The organism is Cellulophaga baltica 18 (assembly GCF_000468615.2).
Lineage (GTDB): Bacteria > Bacteroidota > Bacteroidia > Flavobacteriales > Flavobacteriaceae > Cellulophaga > Cellulophaga baltica.
This window is the reverse complement of sequence record NZ_CP009976.1, coordinates 1,796,254-1,813,818: the sequence shown is the minus strand read 5'-3', so window position 1 is coordinate 1,813,818 and position 17,565 is coordinate 1,796,254. Positions and strand designations below refer to the sequence as shown.

The window sequence follows — 17,565 nt, the reverse complement described above, 5'->3', positions numbered from 1 at the left end:
AAAGCTAAAGTCAAAGAATACTCTTTGACTTTAGCCCAACTTGTAATTTTATTATTTAGCTTTTTTACGTTTTTCACGTTGTTGTGCATCTATAACTGCGATAGCTGCCATATTCACCATTTCATCTACACTAGCCCCTAATTGAAGAATATGAACAGATTTTTTAAGACCCAACATAATTGGACCAATACTATCTGCCTTATTCAATTCTTTCAATAATTTGTAAGTGATGTTCGCCGATTCTAAATTTGGAAAAATTAGTGTATTCACTTTTTTCCCTGCTAATTTTGAAAATGGAAATTTCCCTTGATTCAGCTCTTTATTTAAAGCAAAATCCATTTGAATTTCACCATCTACTATCAATTCAGGATTAGATTCATGCAGTATTCTTGCCGCTTCTCTAACCTTAGTTGCATTAGGATGGTTGGATGAACCAAAGTTGGCGTACGATAACAATGCCATTACAGGCTCAAAACCAAAAGTAGTGGCTACATTGGCGGTCATTTTTGCAATCTCTGCAATCTCTCCAGCAGAAGGATCTATATTTATAGAGGTATCTGCTAAGAACAAAGGGCCACGATCTGTAATCATAATATTTACCGTAGCTACTTTTTTAACATTAGCCGCACGACCAATTACTTCAAAGATTGGTTTCACCACTGTAGGATATGCTCTTGAATAACCAGAAATCATACCATCTGCATCACCTTCTAAAACCATCATGGCTCCAAAATAATTACGCTCGCGCATCTTAGATTTTGCACCATAAAGTGTTACGCCACTTCTTTTTCTAGTTTCAAAATAACGCGCTGCATAATGATCTCTTTTCTCACTAGATTCTTTATCCTTAGGATCTAGAATAAGCACATCTGCATCAAACTCAATTTCTTTTTTAAGCTCTAGAATAACCTCTCTATTTCCTAATAATATCGGAGTTGCTATCCCCTCCTCTAAGGCAATTTGAGCCGCTTTTAGTACATCTAAATGTTCTGCTTCTGCAAAAACAATTTTCTTACTATCTATTTTTGCTCTGTTATGTAATAATCTAACCACCTTGTTATCATTACCTAAGCGCTGTAATAATTCTTCTTTATACTTATCCCAATCTTCTATTGGATTTTTAGCTACACCACTTTCCATAGCTGCTTTAGCAACCGCCGGTGGTATTTCACCAATTAAACGAGGATCAAAAGGTTTTGGAATAATATACTCTCTACCAAACGTAAGTTTTGTTTCACCATAAGCAATATTTACTTGCTCTGGTACTGGTTCTTTTGCTAAATCTGCTATAGCTTTAACGGCCGCCATTTTCATGGCTTCGTTAATTTTAGTTGCTCTAACATCTAGCGCACCTCTAAAGATAAATGGGAAACCAAGTACATTATTCACTTGGTTAGGATGGTCAGAACGACCCGTTGCCATGATAATATCTTTTCTCGTTTTAATCGCTAAATCGTACTCAATCTCAGGATCAGGATTCGCCATAGCAAACACGATAGGATCATTAGCCATAGAAAGCAACATTTCAGGAGTTACCACATTTGCAATAGACAGCCCAACAAAAACATTGGCATCTTGCATGGCATCAACTAACGTATCTATTTTTCTATCGGTCGCAAACTCTAACTTTTCAACAGATAAGTTTTCACGATCTTTTCTTATCACCCCTTTACTATCTAACATGACGATATTCTCATCTTTAGCACCAAAGGCTTTATAAAGTCTTGTACATGAAACGGCAGCTGCACCCGCACCACTAATCACGATACGAACTTCATCTATTTTTTTTCCAGTTATTTCTAATGCATTCAACAAGGCTGCGGCCGAAATAATCGCAGTTCCATGTTGATCATCATGCATTACAGGAATATCTAGCTCCTCTTTTAACCTGCGCTCTATTTCAAACGCTTCGGGTGCTTTTATATCTTCTAAATTAATTCCTCCAAAAGTAGGAGCAATCATTTTTACTGTTTCTATAAACTTCTCTACGTCTTCAGTATCTACTTCGATATCCATACCATCGATATCAGCAAATATTTTGAACAACAATCCTTTCCCTTCCATTACTGGTTTAGAGGCTTCAGGACCAATATTACCTAAACCTAATACCGCTGTACCATTAGAAATGATCGCTACCAAATTACCTTTTGAAGTATACTTATAGGCATTCTCCTTATCTTTTGCAATCTCTAAACACGGTTCTGCTACGCCTGGAGAATATGCTAATGCCAAATCTCTCTGGGTCGCATATGGTTTTGTCGGGACAATTTTTATTTTTCCGGGTTGAGGTTTCGCATGATATACTAATGCTTCTCTACGTTTAGATTCTGTGCTCATATTCTAATTAATTGAATAACAAATTTACACGTATTCTTTTTAAGTGCCCACCTATTTACAATAAAAAAAGGCATTAACAATTGTTAAAGCCTTTCTTATATATGATCGTTTTATAATTTTATGATTAGGAGTCCATTGCTGTTTTTGGAACTTTCAATCGGAAAGCAAAAACACCTGCCAAAATAAAGAATACCCCTCCAAAGAGGATTGCATTTACAGCACTACCCCCTAAAAGATTTTTAAAAATAGGGCCAAAAGTCACGGTTTGAATTCCCATTGGAATTACGATCATCATATTTAGAATCCCCATGTAGACCCCTCGTCGGTCTTGCGGTACAATCTTCGAAACCATGGTGTAAGGTATTCCCATCATTGCCGCCCAACCAATACCAAATAAAACCATTGGGATTAAAACTAAAATAGGATCAGAAATATAAGGTATCGCAAACAAGGCTATACCCGTACCAAACAAACTTAAGGCGTATACTTTCTTGCCTCCAAATTTCAAGGTTAATGGTACCAAAACTAATGCCACAACGGCGGTTACAATATTATACGTTAAACTCATTTTTGCAGATTGAGATGCTGCTGTAGAAATATCATAGCCCATGGTAGTTCTAAATAATGGGGTAATAAACTGCCAATAAACAAACAACGCATACCACTGAAATAAATATACAATAGAAAGCATCCACATAAACCAAGGCATTTCTTTAATTGCTTTACTAATTTCTATGAATGGCATTTTAACCCGCTCTAAAAAAGACAAGGCTTTATGCGCATTTATGTCTTTCATTTCTTCTTCAGAAGGCGGAATTTCTGGTGTTTTTAATACTGACCATAAAATAGTTGTAATGGATAAAACAGCACCAATAAAAAAGGAATAATACAACCATTGCGGAATAGCACCTTTTACCTCTACATCACCACCAAACCATTGCTGAAATAAGACAATAGATAAGGTGGCCAATAAAATACCTCCCCCCACAAATAAACTCTGCATTTGGTACCCCAGACTCAATTGTTTCTCTGGTAATTTATCTCCAACAAAGGCACGATACGGCTCCATTGCCATATTATTACCTACATCCAAAATCCAAAGTAAGCCAACTGCAAACCATAATGTAGGACTTAAAGGAAAAGCAAAAAGACAAAGACTTCCTAAAATTGCCCCAAGCAAAAAGAAGGGTTTTCTACGCCCCCATTTTGCAGACCAGGTTTTATCGGAAACTGCTCCAATAATTGGCTGAACTATTAACCCTGTTACTGGACCTGCAATATTTAATATCGGAAGCATTTCTTCTGGTGCACCTAAATATAAAAATATTGGATTTATAGCTGTTTGCTGTAATCCAAAACTATATTGAATTCCTAAGAACCCAACATTCATATTAAAGATTTGCCAAAAGGTTAAGTTTGGTTTTTTTATTTTCATGACGCGTAGTTAAGCAACAAATGAAATTATGTTATTCTAACAATACTCTTAGAATTTTACACAATCCTTATTATTTGCGACTGAAGATAATACTTTAATAAAATATCTAAAGTTTTGTTATCAAAAAATACAGAAATTTAAAAACGAAATCGTTATAGTTTTTACGAAACTATTTTAGAAAATCGATATTTCGTTTCAATCCGGAGAATTTTGTTCTTTTTACAGCAGATTTTTGAAACACTTTTCTAAACACATCTTCTGTTATTTCTTCCCAATCTTTTTTTGTTAATGACAATAAATCAGGATGCGGATTAAACAAAGGCTCCTGATGTGGTTTGGAAAACCTATTCCACGGACACACATCTTGGCACACATCGCAGCCAAATGCCCAATCATCAAATTTACCTTGAAATTCTTGGGGAATTTCGTTTTTTAATTCGATTGTAAAATAAGAAATACATTTACTACCATCTACCACATAAGGCTGCACAATAGCTTGCGTAGGACAGGCATCAATGCAAGCCGTGCAGGTACCACAATGATCGGTTACAGGATGGTCATAAGTTAAATCTAAATCGACAATCAACTCGGCAATAAAATAAAAAGAACCCGTTTTTTGGGTTAATAAATTACTGTGTTTACCAATCCAACCCAAACCACTTTTTGCTGCCCAAGCTTTGTCCAATACAGGCGCAGAATCTACAAAAGCCCTGCCTCCTACTTCCCCTATCTCTTCCGAGATAAATTCTTGTAGCTGCTTAAGTTTTCCTTTTATAACATGATGGTAATCCTGACCGTATGCATATTTAGAAATTTTAAAAGTATCTGATGTTTGTTGTTCCTCTGGATAATAATTTAGCGTAAGAGAAATAACAGATTTTGCATCATCCACCAACAAACGGGGATCTAATCGCTTATCGAAATGATTCTCCATGTATTGCATCTCACCATTCCCATTATTTTTTAACCATTTTTCTAAACGAGGTGCTTCCTCTGCAAGAAAATCTGCTTTAGAAATTCCACAGGATAGAAACCCGAGGCGCAATGCTTCCGCCTTGATTAGATCGCTATGTTTTTCCTTAATACTCATTTAATAATAGGATAGTAACTTATAAATTAAAGTGCTGCTTTTTACGCCTTTTTTCTAAAAAGAAAATTATTATTGTAACAAATAATCTTTTTAGATACTAACTAAGCGTACCAAATTAAACAACTAAGATGATACATATTGAAAATCTGACCAAATCTTTTGTCGCTACTACAAAAAAAGGGTTTAAAAAAGAATCTACTACAGTACATGCAGTAAACGCTATTTCTTTTGATTGTAAGCCCGGAAGAATCTTCTCGCTACTAGGACCTAATGGTGCTGGAAAGACCACTACACTCCGTATGATTGCCGGAATTATTAACCCTAGTTCGGGTACTGCCATTGTTGATGGCGTTGATATTTCAAAAGGAAATGATGAAGTAAAAAAGAGAATTGGTTTTTTAACGGGCTCTACAGGTTTGTATGAGCGTTTAAATCCAGATGAAACTATTGAATTTTTTGGAAAACTTTACAAAATACCAGAAGCACAACTTTCTGAACGTAAAGAATATTTATTTGAAAAATTGGGAATCAATGATTTCAGAAAAAAAAGAATCGGACAAATGAGTACGGGTATGAAGCAAAAAGTATCTATTGCACGTACTTTAATTCATGATCCTGAAGTTTTAATTTTTGATGAACCAACCTCTGGTCTTGATGTAATTACTGCGGAAAGTATTATTGATTTAATTCGTGAATCAAAAGAAAACAACAAAACAGTAATTTTTTCTTCCCACATTATGAGTGAAGTAGATTTATTGTGCGATGATCTTGCTATTATTAATAAAGGAGCTATAATCTACAATGACACTTTTGAGAATTTCAAAGGCGAGATGAAAGCTGCAAATTTGACTCAAGAATTTATTAATCGCGTAAAACAAGCTTAAGATGAACGACTTATTTATAATTATAAAGAAGGAGCTTACGGAGCTTCTAAGAGATAAAAAAACCATAATAAACTCTATTGTTTTACCTACAGTATTAGTTCCTATTCTAATTTTTGGAGCTATGAAAGTAACCGAAATGATTGAGAAACAACAACAGGAAAAAACGGTTAAAATAGGCCTTGTAAATGCTCCTGCAGAATTTTCAGCTTTAGTTGCTACAGATACGCTAAACAAAGTTACTACCTATGAAAAAGTAGAAGACTTCAAAACTCTGATAGCCGATGAGACCATACAAAGTGCCATTGTTTTTCCTGCAGATTGGAACTCCCAAATGGAACAATTAAGTACTGGTGAAGTTCAAATTTTTAGAAACGGATCAAAAGAAAATGTCAATAAAAGAGTTACCAAATTAATTGAAACGTACAACACGACCTTAAAAGAAGAACGTATTGCCATTCTAAATATTCCTACACAAAAGATGACTCCTTTTACAGAGAATTATGTTGAGGTAGGAGAACAGAAGGAAGTTATAGGAAAAAGAATTGGAGGCTTTATCCCTTACCTTTTTATCCTAACCATGTGGGGCGGTTGTTTACTTGCGGCTGTAGATTTAGTAACAGGAGAAAAAGAACGAAAAACTATTGAAACCACCTTATCCCTACCTATTTCAAAATTCAAGGTACTCTTAGGAAAAGCTATTGTAGCCTCTCTGCTTGGTTTTATCCCTGCACTTTTAAACTTAATAGGACTTATTGTTGGACTGAAACTTTTTGACGGGATTCCAGATTCTTTTAAATCGGTAATTAGTGAAATGCTAAACTTTCAGTCTATCACGTTAATATTATTATTACTAATTCCTTTTGCTTTGTTTTTATCAGGATTTATTATCGCATTAGTTGCTGGCGCTACCTCATTTAAAGAAGCACAAAGCAAAGCATCACCAATTATCATGTTGATAATTATTCCGTTGGTTATGGCTATGATGCCAGGTATAGAATTAAATTGGACTACCGTATTAATTCCAGTATTAAATATTGGTTTAGGTGTTAAAGAAATCATGGCTGGAACTATTGACATGGTACAATATTCCGTGATATTAATTTCACTTATTGCTTTTGCAATAGGAGCTGTTTATTTCAGCTATAAAAAATTCTCTGACGAGAATGCAATTCTAAAATAACTTAGAATTTAGATTAGATGAAGAGCCACAGAAATCTGTGGCTTTTTTTAGTTTCTAGCTGTAAAACTAATTAAGACATTTTCCGGCTTTAAAGAAATTAACGGATTTATTGTTACCTCTGGTAGAGCAGTAGTCATTTCATATTTCTGCAGAAGCTCTGTAGCCGCAATGATCATTTCATACATAGCAAAATTATTCCCCACGCACATTCTAGGACCTGCTCCGAAAGGGTAATAATACTCCTGATATTCTTTCTTCTTTGAGGCATCAAAACGTTCTGGGTTAAATTCGTTCGGTGCTTCCCAAAAATTTTCATTTCTATGAAGCTCATAAATACTCATTAAAACCAAGGAGTCTTTTGGAATATTTATGCCTTCAAATTCATCATCTTCTATAGCCACCCGATCTATGATATAGGCTGGCGGATACAAGCGCATCGCCTCTTCAATACATTGCTGCACATATTTCAATTCTAGAAGTTGTATTAAAACATCATCACCTTCTAAAGTAATATTTTTCACCTCTTGATATGCTTTCTCCTGAATTTCTGGATGCTTGGCTAGTAAGAACACTAAAAAACTTAAAGCATTGGCTGTTGTTTCGTGTCCTGCCGTAAATAAAATTAAAACTTCATCTATCAACTGTTCTTTTGCCATTGCCGTACCATCCTCATACCTGGCTTGCAATAACATATCTAATAGGTCATCTTTTTCTACTGCCGAGTTTCTACGACCTTCGATTAGTTGATGCAAAATAGCTTGCCCATCTTTCGCTAAATTTAGATGCTTTCTTATTTGCCCACTGAGTTGAAACCACCAATTTAAATAAGGTTGCCGCATTTCTTTAATCAGCATCCTTTGATTGGTTTCTGTGATATACTGAAGCTGCGACATTTCTTCTTGAATATCATCCCTACTAAACAGTGATTTGGCCACTACTTGAAACGCCAAATTACTCATGATAGGGTATACATCTATAGGATGAGTTACGGGTATATCTTTTATTTCCAATAAGATTGCTTCCCGAATGGTAGCCATCAAATTTCGCAATTTCTTTTTGTGAAATGCAGGCTGCACCATTCTCCGGTGCGTACGCCAATGCTCACCGTTTGACGTTAGTATCCCATGACCAATATACTTCGCCAAATCTTTGGTCTGTAAAGAAGACTTATGATATTTTTTGTGCTGTTTTTGAAGAATGTGCTTTATAAGCTGTGGACTTCGTGTAAAAGCCAACTCCTCTTTGACTCCAATTTTAACTCTAAATACATCTCCATATTTTTCAAAATTTTCGCGATGAAAAGGCAACGGATTTTTTAAAATTCTTTTGCTATTCTTGAAGACCTCGAACTGTGAAACTATGGGTGTTTTCTGCATTAAAATAATCCTCCTTGTATATTTCCTTTTATACGTCCTAAATGTTTATACGCTAATTCTGTCACTTCCCGACCTCTTGGCGTACGCATAATAAAACCTTCTTGTATTAAAAAGGGCTCATACACTTCCTCAATTGTTTCTGCACTTTCAGAAACGGCGGTAGCTAGCGTGGTAATCCCAACCGGTCCTCCTTTAAACTTATCTATTAAGGTTATAAGGATCTTGTTATCCATTTCATCTAAGCCATGTGCATCAACATTTAAGGCTTTTAAAGCAAAACGAGAAATCTCTAGATCAATTTTACCATTTCCTTTTATCTGTGCAAAATCGCGTACTCTACGCAATAGCGCATTACAGATACGAGGTGTTCCCCTACTTCTTCCTGCAATTTCTGCGGCAGCATCTGCAGTTATAGGCATTTTTAAAATCTCTGAACTTCGCGTAACAATAGTCGCTAAGAGTTCTGAAGAATAGTACTGTAATCTACTTTGTATTCCAAAACGTGCACGCATTGGTGATGTTAACAAGCCAGAGCGTGTTGTTGCTCCAATCAAAGTAAACGGATTTAAATTTATCTGAACAGAACGCGCATTCGGCCCTGTCTCAATCATAATATCTATTTTGTAATCCTCCATAGCAGAATACAAATATTCTTCTACAATAGGGCTTAATCTGTGAATTTCATCAATAAAAAGGACATCGCGCTCATCTAAGTTGGTTAATAAACCAGCTAGATCCCCTGGCTTATCTAAAACTGGTCCTGAGGTTATTTTTATCCCTACACCCAGTTCATTAGCAAGTATATGTGCTAAAGTTGTTTTACCAAGTCCTGGAGGACCATGAAAAAGCGTGTGATCTAGCGCCTCACCACGTAAGTTTGCCGCCTCTACAAAAACCTTTAGATTTTCTAAAATCTGATCTTGACCTGTAAAGTCAGAAAAACTTATGGGCCTAAGTGCTTTGTCTATATCTACTTCTTCAGGAGTAAAGTTTTCATTTGTAGGGTCTAAATGCTCATTCATGATAACAAAGATAGCGCAAAATTAAGATACTTCTAAAGCAACTATTTCTTATTATTTATGGATAGAATATTGTATTTTCATCTTATGAAAAAGAACCATTACACTTTAGGCGTTTTACAATATATTCCATTTTTCTATGTGATTTGGTCAGATGACCTGCTCTCTGCTTCAGAAATAAACATAGTTACTACAGCATTTAAAGACGATGAAACCTTAACCACTGAGGATCAAAAAACACTAAAAGGGTGGTTGAATAAAAACAAAAAACCTTCTTCTCAAGTATTGAAGTCCTGGAGACTCACCATAAGTAATGCTCAAATTAAATTGATAGAGCATGATGCTTACCCCTTAGCTAATTTAGCTAAACGATTGGTAGATCGTTATTTTTCCGAGACTCCAATAAATAAACAATTACAACATATTGAACTAAATCTGGGCATCCAACCCAATCATTACCACCATTTATTTGATGTTGAAGTACAGCAAGAAGCTACCTCTGCATTTTACAATGCTAACGAATTAGATGCTATACTTAAAGGGGAATTTGCCGCTAGTGTCACTGCATTTCATGAGGTTTTAAAAAATCCAATATTCAATTGGGAGATTCAACGAAATAAGGAGAAATTTAGAGCTACCGTTTTACAACAAGTAAAAAAATTAGCAAAGAATAACTATGGCGCTATGGCGTATCCTAGAGCCTATGGCGGCACAGAAGACATGCCTGGATACGCTTTTATTTTTGAGAACATCATGTATGTTGACGGGAGCTTAGCTATAAAATTTGGGGTACAGTTTGGACTCTTTGGCGGAAGCATACAAAAATTAGGTACTAAATACCATCATGATTTGTATTTGGACACCACAGGAAAAGCTGAACTATTAGGTTGTTTTGCTATGACAGAAACAGGTCATGGCTCAAATGTACGAGGTATAAAAACTACTGCAACTTATGAAAAGGAGACAGATAGCATTATCATTCATACTCCTGGAAAAAATGACAATAAAGAATATATAGGTAATGCCTTAGATTCTACAATGGCTTCTGTTTTTGCCCAGCTTATTGTAAATGGCAAAAATGAAGGTGTGCATGCTATTTTAGTTCCTGTGCGTAATGAGCATCATGAACTACTTCCTGGAGTAAAAATTGAAGACAACGGATATAAACTTGGCTTAAATGGTGTGGATAATGGAAAAATATGGTTTAACCAAGTACGTGTTCCTAGAAAAAATCTATTAAATAAATATGGAGATATTACTGCAGAAGGCACCTATCATTCAGAAATAGAAAATCCAAATAAACGTTTCTTTACCATGCTTGGTACTTTAGTTGGCGGAAGAATATGTGTAGCAAGAGCAGGCTTAGGAGGTGCTAAAAAAGCCCTAACTATTGCGGTAAAACATGCGTTAAAAAGAAGACAGTTTAACGATAATAAAAAAATACAAGAAGATTTATTGATGGACTACCCTAGCCATCAATTACGATTAACGCCACCTATTGCCAAAGCATATGTCTATGATGTAACCCTTCAGCACATCATGAAAATATATAGTGATGATAGCAAAACGGATAAACGTGAGATTGAAACGCAAGTGGCCGGTTTAAAATCTATTATTACTTGGTATGCAAATGATACCATCCAAGAATGCAGAGAAGCCTGTGGCGGAAAAGGGTATCTGATAGAGAATCGTATTGCCGATTTAAAAGGCGATGTAGACATCTTTACCACATTTGAAGGAGATAATAATGTTTTACTTCAATTAGCCGCAAAAGGAGTACTATCTGACTTTAAGGCTGAGTTTAATAGTGCTGGCTTTGCATCGGTATTAAAACTACTCACATCACAACTAAACGATAAGCTAACTACCATAAATCCTATCTACACAAATAAGACAGATCCTGATCATTTATACAATCCAAAATTTCATCAGCATGCTTTTGAATACAGAACAAGAAGATTAACCTATACTTTAGCGATGCGTATTCGCGATTACATCAAAGATGGTGTACCTTCATACCAAGCATTTTTAAAAGTACAAACACACTTATTAGCCTTAGGAAAGGCTTATAGTTGCCAGATATCTTACGAAATCTTTACAAAGTTTACAGAGACTATTGCAGATGAGAAAAATAAAGCACTTTTTGAAAAACTAGGTACGTTACACGCCTTACATGAAATAAGACATGATGCTACTTGGTACCTGGAACAGGGATATATTGGTGGCACAAAATCAAAAGCCATCCGCCAACGTGTAGAACGTATTTGCACAGAATTACGCCCTCATATAAATACGCTGGTAGACGGCTTTGGAATTCCGGAATATTTAATAACTGCCCCTATCGCAAAATAGGCTATCGCTTATTAAGTTGTGAGGTATTTAAAAAATCGACTATCGTGATTGCTGCGGGTCCGTATAGATAGGTCTTTGCAGAATCCTTAGAACTTAATGAAAAGTTATTAAACGCTTTAATATAAGCACTAGAAGATGCTTCTAGTGCCAAAGTTACATCACCTGCATCTAGGTCGCTGGCTTTTAAACTTGCGTTCTCAAATAAATGGACATTCATACCCTCAGTATTTCCATTGATTTTTAATTGGGCATTCTTATACATATCAAAGTTCTGAACTTTTGTTGTTGCAAATATTTCGGCATCCACTCTATCCTTAAAAGACATATTTAAAGTATCTGCAACGATGTTTAATTCTGCAAAACTATTATCTAACATCATCACCTCTACCATTTGAGCATCTACATTTAATTGAAGTTTAGAGGAACCATACGTACTAATTGCTAAAGCATCTGTATTAATATGATCTTTCATTTCTATCTTACCATCAACCATAGTAAGAGCATTTAGCGTATTATAATACACAATAATCTCCATCTTCTTTTTAGCCACTATATTATAGAACGAGCTAATTTTTAAAGTTTCGTCTTCTACCCTGAATTTTAATATATCTACCAAGTTATCATCTATCACTAAGCTATATCCACAATCTGATGCTTTCCTTAAAACAATGTCGAGATCATCATTTAATTCTATAGCCGTAAAAGGGTCTAATTCCTGAGTAGTTTCAATCACTAATCTACTTCCTCTTATTTTAGGCTTACGCTGACCGTAAGTAAGGCTTATAAAAAATAAAAAAATGGCAAGTGTAATTAATCTAAATTTCATCTATGGTTATGTTTTGTTAGGATTCAAGTAACAATCAAATTAAATAAGCTTTAAAACAAATGGACAATAAACCCTTAGCGTTAAAACTTATATCTAGCAAAAATGAATCCAAATTATAGTTGAGTTAAAATTATAAAAAAAGCCCTTTGTAACATGTACAAAGGGCTTTTTTTATTCAATAAGATTTTATTAGTGATTCATCTCCTCTTCATTGTCCTGTAAAGGAACTGTTTGAGGTACGAAATCTTGACCAGGAATTACATATTCCCCATCTTCTCTAGTTTTACTATAGTCATATGCCCAACGGTGAACTTCAGGAATCTCACCTGGCCAGTTACCATGAACATGCTCAATAGGCGTAGTCCATTCCAAAGTATTTGATTTCCATGGATTCTGTGGACCTTTCTTTCCGTAAAAAATACTGCTTACGAAGTTGTAAACGAATACCAATTGAGCGAATGCAGCAATAATTGCAAACATTGTAATTAATATTTGAACATCTGTCAATTCATCAAACATTGGGAATGCTGTGTTCTGATAGTATCTTCTTGGAACCCCTGCCATACCCACAAAATGCATTGGAAAGAACACACCGTATGCACAAACCGCAGTAATCCAGAAGTGAATATATCCTAAATTTTTATTCATCATTCTACCTTGGAACATTTTAGGGAACCAATGGTACACCCCTGCAAAAAGTCCGTAAAGAGCAGATATACCCATTACTAAGTGGAAGTGAGCAATAACGAAATACGTATCATGAACGTTAATATCTAGAGTACTATCTCCTAAAATAATCCCAGTTAGACCACCACTAATAAAAGTAGATACCAAACCTATTGAAAATAGCATGGCTGGATTCAACTGAAGGTTACCTTTCCATAACGTAGTGATATAGTTAAAAGCTTTTACTGCTGAAGGAATTGCAATTAATAAGGTGGTGAATGTAAATACAGAACCTAAGAAAGGATTCATTCCTGAAATAAACATATGGTGACCCCATACAATTGTAGATAAAAATGCGATAGCAATAATAGAAGCAATCATCGCACGGTAACCAAAAATAGGTTTACGTGCATTAGTTGACATTACTTCTGAGGTAATTCCTAATGCTGGTAATAAAACGATATATACTTCAGGGTGACCTAAGAACCAGAATAAGTGTTCATATAATACTGGTGATCCACCTTGATAATGTAATACTTCTCCTTGAATAAAAATATCTGATAAGAAAAATGACGTACCAAAACTTCTATCCATGATTAACAATAAGGCAGCAGATAATAATACTGGGAAAGAGATAACCCCAATCACAGCTGTTACAAAAAATGCCCAAATAGTTAATGGAAGCCTAGTCATAGACATTCCTTTGGTTCTTAAGTTAATTACAGTTACAATATAGTTCAAAGAACCTAACAATGAAGATGCAATGAATATAGCCATAGAAACCAACCATAAAGTCATACCCATACCAGAACCAGGTTGTGCCATAGGTAATGCACTTAATGGAGGATAAACCGTCCATCCAGCTGCTGCAGGACCCGCTTCAATAAACAAAGAACAAATCATAATCAAAGCTGATAAAAAGAACAACCAGTATGATACCATGTTTAAGAAACCAGAGGCCATATCACGAGCTCCAATTTGCAATGGAATAAGTAGGTTACTAAATGTACCACTCAAACCTGCTGTCAATACAAAGAATACCATGATAGTACCGTGTATTGTAACCAATGCTAAATATATATCAGCATCCATAACTCCACCTGGAGCCCATTTGCCTAATAAAGCTTCAAACACAGGAAAAGCTTCTCCTGGCCAAGCCAATTGCATTCTAAACAAAATAGACATTGCAATACCGATAGCCCCCATGATCAAACCAGTAATTAAGTACTGCTTTGCAATCATTTTATGATCTTGGCTAAAGATATATTTAGTTACAAATGTCTCTTTATGATGATGTCCATGATCGTCATGTGCGTGATCATCTTCGTGTGCATGTGCTGTTGCTGACATAATCGTATTCTTGATTTTTTTATATTAATTTTCTTAACTAGCCTAATTTATTCTGCCGAAGCCATCATGGTTTTACCGAACGTTTGTTGTTCTGCTAACCATTTGTTATAATCCTCTTCAGACTCTACTATAATTTTCATTTGCATGTTGTAGTGAGATTTACCACAAATTTTGTTACAAAGTAAGATATAGTCAAACTCCCATGGATCAGAATTGTCTTCACCTTTAGCAGCTCTTTTTGCTCTAATGGCGTTTGTTCTTTTCACCTTATCAACAACATCAGGATTCTGACGCATTTCTTCTGTGGTATAAATTGGAGTATAAGAAAACTCAGTTATCATTCCAGGCACACAGTTCATTTGCGCTCTAAAGTGTGGCATGTAAGCAGAGTGCAGTACATCCTGAGAACGCATTTTAAAGTTTACTTTTCTACCTACTGGGAGGTGTAATTCTTTAACGATAATATCATCTGCTGCGTTTGGATCTGCTTCATCTAAACCTAATACATTAGCACGATCAATATCGATCATACGCACATTGGCATCCCCTAGAACATTATCACCACCAGCATATCTAGCTGTCCAATTAAATTGTTGTGCATATAACTCAACAACTACAGGATCATCATCATCGTTGATATCCATTATAGTGGTCCAAGTATATAATCCCCATAGGATTAAACCTGCCAAAACAATCACAGGAATAATAGTCCAGATGAACTCTAAACGATCATTATCTGCATAGAATAAAGCTTTTTTACCCTTCTCTCCTCTGTACTTAAAACCGAAGTAATGTAATAAGGCTTGCGTTAATGTTTGTACAATAAAGATGATAACAAAAGACCATAGCATTAAACTATCGTATTCTGCACCATGCTCTGAAGCCGCTTCAGGCAACAAAACTTTTGTGTACTTCCAGAAACTGAAAATAGTAATTCCGTAAATAAATATAAGGAAAGCGAATAATAGATATCCGTTATACTTATTGTCTTTATCGTTAGCAATTTGTGAATTGTCAGCCTTGATTTGTGACAGTTCAAAAATTTTGGTCATTTGCCAAATAGCAATTGCCACTAATACTAAAACAGCTATAATTAAAAATGCAGTCATTGTATGATTTAATGTTATTTTTTATACTAGTAATGAAAATGCTTACTCTCTTCTATAAATGGATTACGTGTTGGCTGTAAAGGTGCTTTTGAAAGCGCTCTGAATACCCAAAAGATAAATAATCCAGCAAAAAACAATACTGCTCCAATTTCTGGGATACCAATATACCACTGGTCACCAACTGTTGAAGGCATTATTGCATTGAAAATATCTAAATAGTGTCCTGCTAAAATAACGATACCCGCCATAACAACAAACCAATTTACACGTTTGAAATCACTATTCATTAACAATAACAATGGAAACAAAAAGTTCATTGCGATCATACCGAAGAATGGAAGTTTAAAATCTTCAATTCTAGTGATGTAATATGTCACCTCTTCTGGAATGTTAGAATACCAAATTAACATGAATTGCGAGAACCATAGGTATGTCCAAAAGATACTAATACCAAACATGAATTTTGCTAAATCATGAATATGGCTATTATTAACGTCTTGTAAATGACCTTTAGATTTAAGGTAAATTGTAATCAATGCGATTACCGTAATACCAGAAACAAACATACTAGCAAAGATATACCAACCGAACAATGTAGAGAACCAGTGCGGATCTACACTCATGATCCAATCCCAAGACATCATAGATTCTGTTACTAGATAGAATACTAAGAATGCCGCAGACAATCTAAAGTTTTTAACAAAGTTTGTATCATCTGTAGCCGCATCTTGCGCTAAAGATAATTTACGAGAATACTCTCGATAGAAAATCCAACCCGCTAAAAATATTGCCGCTCTAATTAAAAAGAATGGCCCATTTAAGAATCCAGATTTCCCCTGTAATAATTTATCATTCGCAACTACTTCCGCATCCATCCACACAAATAAGTGATTCATATGTGCTACTGATAATGCTAAGATTACAAATACGATAATACCTCCTGGTACTAAATAAGAAGTAATTCCTTCCATTACTCTAAAAAGTAAGGGAGACCAACCTGCCTGTGCTGCTCTTTGAATTGCATTAAATGCTAACACACCCAATGAAATCATAAAGAAAAAGAACGCCGCAACATACAAAGCCGCCCAAGGTCTATTCTGTAATTGATGTAATAAATGCTCATCATGTGAAGCATCATGAGATTCACCGTGTGCTTCTGGAGCAGCACCATGATCATTTACTTCTTCATGGTGTTCTGCAGCCACTGCATGACCACCTCCGTGCCCATCATCATGACTAGCCACCATAGCCTTAGCCTCTTGAACCGTTCCTGGACTTGACATAAAGCCAATACCGATTCCTATGGCACCAAGAACCATTAATACAATTGAAGCAATTTTTAATCTATTTGAAATAGTGTACATATCTAAAATCTATGTATTATTTTGTTAAATCTTGTTTTAATTTCATTACGTACTCTGCAACTTCCCAACGTTCCCTTTCGTTCAATTGGTTAGCATAAGAACCCATAGAGTTCAATCCGTAATAAATAGTGTGGTACGTACTACCTACCGTAACATTTCTTCCAACGTCTGAGTAATTAGGAACTCCCAATATCTTCTCACGACTCACAAGAGTACCTTTACCATCTCCTTTAACACCATGGCAAATTGCACAATAAATGGCATACAATTCTGAACCTGCTGCTAAATTTTCAACAGTCTTTAAAGAATCTAAAGGACTTGCTTCTAATCTAGCTAGCTCTTTACCCTCAAGACCATTGGCAAACTTGTAAGGCATTTTTCCACGTGGTATAGTGTTTTCTACAGGCTGACCCGCTTCAGAACTATTAGGTAGAAATTCTACTTTCTGATATGTCTCGTAGCCGATGGACTCGTACATGTTAGGCATGTATTGGTAATTTCTACTATTCTTGTTTGAACAAGAGGCGAAAGAAACCAAAATTAAACCGATTGCTATAATTTTTATAAAACTCTTCAT

General features: G+C 35.4%; 13 protein-coding genes. 3 read left to right on the top strand and 10 right to left on the bottom strand.

All coding sequences use genetic code 11. From position 1 onward, the window contains the following. Window positions 1-51: 51 nt before the first annotated feature. The 3 genes from M666_RS07690 to queG all read right to left on the bottom strand — a co-directional run bounded on the left by M666_RS07690 (window position 52) and on the right by queG (window position 4,862). Window positions 52-2,337: an NADP-dependent malic enzyme gene (locus M666_RS07690; protein WP_024481854.1), complete on the bottom strand. Its 2,286-nt coding sequence runs from the start codon at window positions 2,335-2,337 to the stop codon at window positions 52-54. A gap of 124 nt (window positions 2,338-2,461) precedes the next feature. Further along, window positions 2,462-3,772, bottom strand: coding sequence for an MFS transporter (locus M666_RS07685; RefSeq protein ID WP_029447138.1), 1,311 nt, complete (start codon window positions 3,770-3,772; stop codon window positions 2,462-2,464). 169 nt (window positions 3,773-3,941) lie between these two features. Continuing rightward, window positions 3,942-4,862: a tRNA epoxyqueuosine(34) reductase QueG gene (gene queG, locus M666_RS07680; RefSeq protein WP_025615935.1), complete on the bottom strand. Its 921-nt coding sequence runs from the start codon at window positions 4,860-4,862 to the stop codon at window positions 3,942-3,944. Between the two features lie 128 nt (window positions 4,863-4,990). On the opposite strand from queG, the gene M666_RS07675 reads away from it, so the two are divergent. Next, on the top strand, window positions 4,991-5,746 hold the full coding sequence (locus tag M666_RS07675; protein WP_024481857.1) for an ABC transporter ATP-binding protein: 756 nt from the start codon (window positions 4,991-4,993) through the stop codon (window positions 5,744-5,746). Between the two features lies 1 nt (window position 5,747). Then, complete coding sequence (locus tag M666_RS07670) at window positions 5,748-6,926, top strand: ABC transporter permease (RefSeq protein WP_029447139.1); 1,179 nt, start codon at window positions 5,748-5,750, stop codon at window positions 6,924-6,926. Between the two features lie 47 nt (window positions 6,927-6,973). Here the strand turns inward: M666_RS07670 and M666_RS07665 are convergent, their stop codons facing one another. Together M666_RS07665 and ruvB are read right to left on the bottom strand one after the other, a co-directional pair. Continuing rightward, complete coding sequence (locus M666_RS07665) at window positions 6,974-8,302, bottom strand: cytochrome P450 (protein WP_029447140.1); 1,329 nt, start codon at window positions 8,300-8,302, stop codon at window positions 6,974-6,976. Then, the gene (ruvB, locus tag M666_RS07660; protein WP_024481860.1) at window positions 8,302-9,324 is read right to left on the bottom strand and encodes a Holliday junction branch migration DNA helicase RuvB; all 1,023 of its coding nucleotides are present in this window, start codon (window positions 9,322-9,324) and stop codon (window positions 8,302-8,304) included. Before ruvB ends, M666_RS07665 begins: the two co-directional genes overlap by 1 nt. 84 nt (window positions 9,325-9,408) lie before the next feature. Here ruvB and M666_RS07655 point away from each other — a divergent pair, with 84 nt between their 5' ends. After that, the gene (locus tag M666_RS07655) at window positions 9,409-11,673 is read left to right on the top strand and encodes an acyl-CoA dehydrogenase family protein (RefSeq protein ID WP_029447141.1); all 2,265 of its coding nucleotides are present in this window, start codon (window positions 9,409-9,411) and stop codon (window positions 11,671-11,673) included. 1 nt (window position 11,674) lies between these two features. On the opposite strand, the gene M666_RS07650 is transcribed toward M666_RS07655, so the two are convergent. From M666_RS07650 to M666_RS07630, 5 genes are all read right to left on the bottom strand, one after another. Next, on the bottom strand, window positions 11,675-12,499 hold the full coding sequence (locus M666_RS07650) for a GIN domain-containing protein (protein ID WP_029447142.1): 825 nt from the start codon (window positions 12,497-12,499) through the stop codon (window positions 11,675-11,677). A gap of 189 nt (window positions 12,500-12,688) precedes the next feature. Continuing rightward, complete coding sequence (locus M666_RS07645; protein WP_029447143.1) at window positions 12,689-14,515, bottom strand: cytochrome c oxidase subunit I; 1,827 nt, start codon at window positions 14,513-14,515, stop codon at window positions 12,689-12,691. Window positions 14,516-14,562: 47 nt separating this feature from the next. Next, window positions 14,563-15,624, bottom strand: coding sequence for a cytochrome c oxidase subunit II (locus M666_RS07640; RefSeq protein WP_024481864.1), 1,062 nt, complete (start codon window positions 15,622-15,624; stop codon window positions 14,563-14,565). 26 nt (window positions 15,625-15,650) lie between these two features. After that, window positions 15,651-16,988, bottom strand: coding sequence for a hypothetical protein (locus tag M666_RS07635; protein WP_029447144.1), 1,338 nt, complete (start codon window positions 16,986-16,988; stop codon window positions 15,651-15,653). A 16-nt stretch (window positions 16,989-17,004) separates the two neighbouring features. Next, window positions 17,005-17,565, bottom strand: a complete 561-nt coding sequence (locus tag M666_RS07630; RefSeq protein WP_029447145.1) for a c-type cytochrome — start codon at window positions 17,563-17,565, stop codon at window positions 17,005-17,007.

What these genes read in the sequence shown, in the direction of transcription:
- ruvB (WP_024481860.1), bottom strand. Translation starts at nt 9,324, where the DNA reads ATGAATGAGCATTTAGACCCTACAAATGAAAACTTTACTCCTGAAGAA.
- M666_RS07645 (WP_029447143.1), bottom strand. Translation starts at nt 14,515, where the DNA reads ATGTCAGCAACAGCACATGCACACGAAGATGATCACGCACATGACGAT.
- queG (WP_025615935.1), bottom strand. Translation starts at nt 4,862, where the DNA reads ATGAGTATTAAGGAAAAACATAGCGATCTAATCAAGGCGGAAGCATTG.
- M666_RS07690 (WP_024481854.1), bottom strand. Translation starts at nt 2,337, where the DNA reads ATGAGCACAGAATCTAAACGTAGAGAAGCATTAGTATATCATGCGAAA.
- M666_RS07670 (WP_029447139.1), top strand. Translation starts at nt 5,748, where the DNA reads ATGAACGACTTATTTATAATTATAAAGAAGGAGCTTACGGAGCTTCTA.
- M666_RS07650 (WP_029447142.1), bottom strand. Translation starts at nt 12,499, where the DNA reads ATGAAATTTAGATTAATTACACTTGCCATTTTTTTATTTTTTATAAGC.
- M666_RS07675 (WP_024481857.1), top strand. Translation starts at nt 4,991, where the DNA reads ATGATACATATTGAAAATCTGACCAAATCTTTTGTCGCTACTACAAAA.
- M666_RS07630 (WP_029447145.1), bottom strand. Translation starts at nt 17,565, where the DNA reads ATGAAGAGTTTTATAAAAATTATAGCAATCGGTTTAATTTTGGTTTCT.
- M666_RS07685 (WP_029447138.1), bottom strand. Translation starts at nt 3,772, where the DNA reads ATGAAAATAAAAAAACCAAACTTAACCTTTTGGCAAATCTTTAATATG.
- M666_RS07640 (WP_024481864.1), bottom strand. Translation starts at nt 15,624, where the DNA reads ATGACTGCATTTTTAATTATAGCTGTTTTAGTATTAGTGGCAATTGCT.
- M666_RS07655 (WP_029447141.1), top strand. Translation starts at nt 9,409, where the DNA reads ATGAAAAAGAACCATTACACTTTAGGCGTTTTACAATATATTCCATTT.
- M666_RS07635 (WP_029447144.1), bottom strand. Translation starts at nt 16,988, where the DNA reads ATGTACACTATTTCAAATAGATTAAAAATTGCTTCAATTGTATTAATG.
- M666_RS07665 (WP_029447140.1), bottom strand. Translation starts at nt 8,302, where the DNA reads ATGCAGAAAACACCCATAGTTTCACAGTTCGAGGTCTTCAAGAATAGC.